A 4,978-nucleotide genomic window follows, 5' to 3' on the forward strand; every position below is an offset into this window, starting at 1 on the left:
GCCCACGGCAGCCGCGACCCCAGGGCGCTGCGCACCGTGTCCGCCCTGCTCGACCTGGTCCGCGAACTGCGCCCCGGGCTCGACGTACGGCTCGGCCACATCGAGATCGACGAGCCCGCGCTGCCCGACACCCTCGCCGGACTGGGCGCCGGGCACGCCGTTCTCGTACCGCTGCTGCTGAGCCGCGGCTTCCACGTCAAGCAGGACATCCCGGCGGCCGTCGCCGACGCCCCGCGGCTGCGCACCCGTATCGCCCGGCCGCTCGGTCCGCACCCGCTGCTCGTCGAGGCGCTGTACGAAAGGCTCGTCGAGGCCGGGTGGGACGAGGACCCACGCGCGCGTGGCGGGCGGGCGGTGGTGCTCGCCGGGGCCGGATCGCGCGACCCCGAGTCGGCCGCCGACACCCGCCGCACCGCCGCGCTGCTCGCCGACCGCCTCGGCGTACCGGTGATACCCGCCTACGCCTCGGCCGCCGCCCCCACCGTCCCCGAGGCCCTGCGGGCACTCGCCGCGCGGGGCCGCCACCGGGTCGCGATCGCCTCGTACTTCACCGCGCCCGGCCGGTTCGCCACCCAGAGCGCCGCCCACGCGCGCGGGGTCGCCGCGGCCCCGCTCGGCGCCCACCCGGCCGTCGCCCGCCTCGTCCTGCACCGCTACGACCAGGCGCTCGCCGCCGCCCCGTTCGCCGCCCCGCCGCGCGAACTCGCCACGGCCTGAGCACCCGCGCCGCCCCGCTTGTCAGTGGTTCCGTTTACTGTCGGTGCATGGAAGGCATCGCAGCACACCACCCCGGGTACGAGCCGACCGACGTCGAGCGGTGGGCCGCCGAACCGGACAAACGGCCCGGCCGGACCGCCTTCCAGCGTGATCGCGCGCGTGTGCTGCACTCCGGGGCGCTGCGCCGGCTGGCGGGCAAGACGCAGGTCGTGACGCCCGGCGAGACCGGCCGGCTGTGGGACGCGAGCCCGCGCACCCGCCTCACCCACTCCCTGGAGTGCGCCCAGGTCGGCCGCGAGCTCGGCGCCGCCCTCGGCTGCGACCCCGACCTCGTCGAGGCGGCCTGCCTCGCGCACGACATGGGCCACCCGCCCTTCGGGCACAACGGCGAGCAGGCGCTCAACGACTTCGCCAAGGACTGCGGCGGCTTCGAGGGCAACGCCCAGTCGCTGCGCCTGCTCACCCGCCTCGAACCCAAGCGCTTCGTGCGCGACGAGGAGAGCGGCGAGCCCGTCAGCGTCGGCCTCAACCTCACCCGGGCCGCCCTGGACGCGGCCACCAAGTACCCCTGGCCGCGCGGCGGCCACCCCACCGACCCGCAGTCCGTGAAGTTCGGGGTCTACGAGGACGACCTGCCGGTCTTCGACTGGGTGCGCCGGGGCGCCGAGCCCGACCGCAAGTGCTTCGAGGCCCAGGTCATGGACTGGGCCGACGACGTGGCGTACTCGGTCCACGACTTCGAGGACGGGCTGCACGCCGGGCACATCGACCCCAACCTGCTCTTCTCCGAACCGGAGCGCGCGGACATCTGGCGCGTGGCGATCGGGCGGTACGTGCCGGCCGGCACCGAGCCGCAGGAGCTCGCGGACGCGCTGGACCGGCTGATGGACCAGGAGTGGTGGCCGCACGGGTACGACGGCTCGGCCGTCGCCCAGGCCCGGCTGAAGGACGCCACCAGCCAGCTCATCGGCCGGTTCTGCCTGGCCGCCGAGGGCGCGACCCGCGAGCGCTGGGGCTCGGGCCGGCTGAGCAGGTACGGGGCGGAGCTGGAGGTCCCGCGCGCCGCGCGCAACGAGTGCGCGGTGCTCAAGGCGGTGGCCGTCCGCTATGTGATGCAGCGTGACGAGCAGGAGCGGCTCCGCGCCGACCAGCGCGTGATTCTGGCCGAACTGGCCGAAGCGCTCACCGCGCGCGCCCCGGCGGACGGCCTCGACCCGCAGTTCCGCGCGCTCTTCGCCGCGGCCGGCGACGACCGCGCCCGGCAACGGGTCATCGTCGACCAGATCGCGTCCCTGACCGACGCCGCGGCCCTGTCCCTGCACGCCAGACTGACGGCGCCGCACCGCTGAGCCGCGGTGGAGCGCGGTTTCCCGTACGTAGGACCGTACGCATTCCCGTACGTATGACGCACCGATCAAGCCCGGCCACTCGGCGCCCCAACGGAGCAAGCCCTCTTCCCCCATCACGCTCCGTGCGGGACGCTCGCTGATGGCGGTTGAGCAACGAGGAGGCATCAAGTGGTCGACGCAGACCGGACATTTGTCATTGTCGGTGGAGGACTGGCCGGGGCCAAGGCCGCCGAGACCCTGCGCGCCGAGGGGTTCAACGGCCGGGTGATCCTCATCGGCGACGAGCGGGAGCACCCCTACGAACGGCCTCCCCTGTCCAAGGGCTTCCTCTCCGGCAAGGAGGAACGCGACAGCGTCTTCGTCCACGAACCCGGCTGGTACGCGCAGAACGACATCGAGCTCCACCTCGGCCAGACCGTCACCGCCATCGACCGCGAGGCCAGGACCGTCCGCCTGGGCGACGGCACCGTCATCGGCTACGACAAGCTGCTGCTCGCCACCGGCTCCGAGCCCCGCCGCCTGGAGATCCCCGGCACGGAGCTGGCGGGCGTCCACCATCTGCGCCGCCTCGCCCACTCCGAGCGGCTGCGCAACACCCTCAAGGCCCTCGGCCGCGACAACGGCCACCTGGTGATCGCCGGGGCCGGCTGGATCGGCCTGGAGGTCGCCGCCGCCGCGCGCGGATACGGCGCGGAGGTCACCGTCGTCGAGCCCGAGCAGACCCCGCTGCACCAGGTGATCGGCCCCGAGCTCGGTCAGATCTTCACCGAACTGCACGCCGAGCACGGCGTCCGCTTCCACTTCGGCGCGCGGCTCACCGAGATCGTCGGCCAGGACGGCATGGTCCTCGCCGCCCGCACCGACGACGGCGAGGAGCACCCGGCGCACGACGTGCTCGCCGCGATCGGGGCCGCGCCGCGCACCGCGCTCGCCGAGGCCGCGGGCCTCGCGCTCGTCGACCGCGCGCACGGCGGCGGGGTCGCGGTCGACGCGTCGCTGCGCACCTCCGACCCGGACATCTTCGCCGCGGGCGACGTGGCCGCGGCCCACCACCCGCTGCTCGACATCCGGCTGCGGGTGGAGCACTGGGCCAACGCCCTCAACGGCGGCCCGGCCGCGGCCCGCGCGATGCTGGGCCAGGAGACCGGCTACGACCGGGTGCCGTACTTCTTCTCCGACCAGTACGACCTGGGCCTGGAGTACTCGGGCTGGGCGCCCCCCGGCAGCTACGACCAGGTGGTGCTCCGGGGCGACGCGGGCAAGCGCGAGTTCATCGCCTTCTGGCTGAGCGAGCGGCGGGTGCTGGCGGGGATGAACGTGAACGTGTGGGACGTCACAGAGGCGATCCAGGACCTGATCAGGGCGGGCACGAAGGGCGTCCGGATCGACCCGGACCGCCTGGCGGACCCGTCGGTCCCGCTGCAAGACCTGACGACGCCCTGAGCGCCAAGGCGAGGCCCGGCCGAACCCCGGCCGGGCCGCCGCCCACGGGCACCCGGGACTGTCCTTCCCGCACCGTAGACTTGCCGCGTGGCAGGCAGGATCAACGATGACGACGTGAAGGCGGTCCGGGACGCGGTCCCGATCGACGCCGTCGTGTCCGAGTACCTCCAGCTGCGCAACGCGGGCGGCGGCAACCTCAAGGGCCTGTGCCCCTTTCACGACGAGAAGTCCCCGTCCTTCCAGGTCAGCCCCAGCAAGGGCCTCTTCCACTGCTTCGGCTGCCAGGAAGGCGGCGACACGATCGCCTTCGTCCGGAAGATCGACCACCTGTCGTTCTCCGAGGCCGTCGAGCGCCTGGCCGCCACCGCCGGCATCACCCTGCGGTACGAGGAGGGCGGCTACAACCCCTCCCACCAGCGCGGCGAACGCATCCGCCTGGTCGAGGCCCACAAGATCGCCGCGCAGTTCTACATCGAGCAGCTGGGCACCAGCCCCGAGGCCGAGATCGGCCGCAAGTTCCTCGCCGAGCGCGGCTTCGACCAGGCCGCCGCCGCCCACTTCGGCGTCGGCTACAGCCCGGCCGGCTGGGACCACCTCACCCGCTTCCTGCGCGGCAAGGGCTTCAGCGACAAGGAGCTGACCCTCTCCGGGCTCTCCCAGGAGGGCCGCCGCGGCCCCATCGACCGCTTCCGCGGCCGGCTGATGTGGCCGATCCGCGATGTCTCCGGCGAAGTCGTCGGCTTCGGCGCCCGCAAGCTCCGCGACGACGACAACGGCCCCAAGTACCTCAACACCCCCGAGACCGCGATCTACAAGAAGTCGCAGGTCCTGTACGGGATCGACCTGGCCAAGAAGGACATCGCCAAGTCCAGCCGCGCGGTGGTCGTCGAGGGCTACACCGATGTGATGGCCTGTCACCTCGCCGGGGTCACCACCGCCATCGCCACCTGCGGCACCGCCTTCGGCGGCGACCACATCAAGATCCTGCGCCGCCTCCTGATGGACAACGGCAGCGCGCGCGTGATCTTCACCTTCGACGGTGACGCGGCGGGCCAGAAGGCGGCCCTGCGCGCCTTCGAGGACGACCAGAAGTTCGCCGCCGAGACCTACATCGCCATCGCCCCCGACGGCATGGACCCCTGCGAACTGCGCCTGGCCAAGGGGAACGAGGCGGTCGCCGACCTGGTCCAGCCCCGCACCCCGCTCTTCGAGTTCGCCATCCGCCAGATCGTCCAGCGCTACGACCTGGAGACCCCGGCGGGCCGCGCCGCCGCGCTCGACGAGGCCGCCCCGATCGTCGCCCGCATCAAGAACATCGCCTCCCAGCACGAGGTGGCCGTCCAGCTGGCCGGCATCCTCGGCATCCTGGACACCCAGTTCGTCGTCAAGCGCGTGGCCCAGCTGGGCCGTTGGGCCCGCGACCGGGGCGGCAAGGGCCCGGCCCCGGACCGCCGCCGCCCGTACGGAGA

4 protein-coding genes are annotated in these 4,978 nt (G+C 73.3%); all 4 read left to right on the plus strand.

Annotated features, from left to right (window positions below):
• Positions 1 to 717: sirohydrochlorin chelatase (locus ACJA3G_RS29860; protein ID WP_406556158.1), on the plus strand; the 717-nt coding region annotated here is incomplete at its 5' end.
• A gap of 47 nt (positions 718 to 764) precedes the next feature.
• Positions 765 to 2,066, plus strand: coding sequence for a deoxyguanosinetriphosphate triphosphohydrolase (locus ACJA3G_RS29865; RefSeq protein WP_406556159.1), 1,302 nt, complete (start codon positions 765 to 767; stop codon positions 2,064 to 2,066).
• Between the two features lie 168 nt (positions 2,067 to 2,234).
• Positions 2,235 to 3,509 (plus strand): NAD(P)/FAD-dependent oxidoreductase, encoded by a 1,275-nt coding sequence (locus tag ACJA3G_RS29870; protein WP_406556160.1) that lies wholly within the window; start codon positions 2,235 to 2,237, stop codon positions 3,507 to 3,509.
• An 87-nt stretch (positions 3,510 to 3,596) separates the two neighbouring features.
• Positions 3,597 to 4,978: DNA primase (dnaG, locus tag ACJA3G_RS29875; RefSeq protein WP_406556161.1), on the plus strand; the 1,382-nt coding region annotated here is incomplete at its 3' end.

It is taken from the genome of Streptomyces sp. YS-3 (genome assembly GCF_045257485.1).
GTDB lineage: Bacteria > Actinomycetota > Actinomycetes > Streptomycetales > Streptomycetaceae > Streptomyces.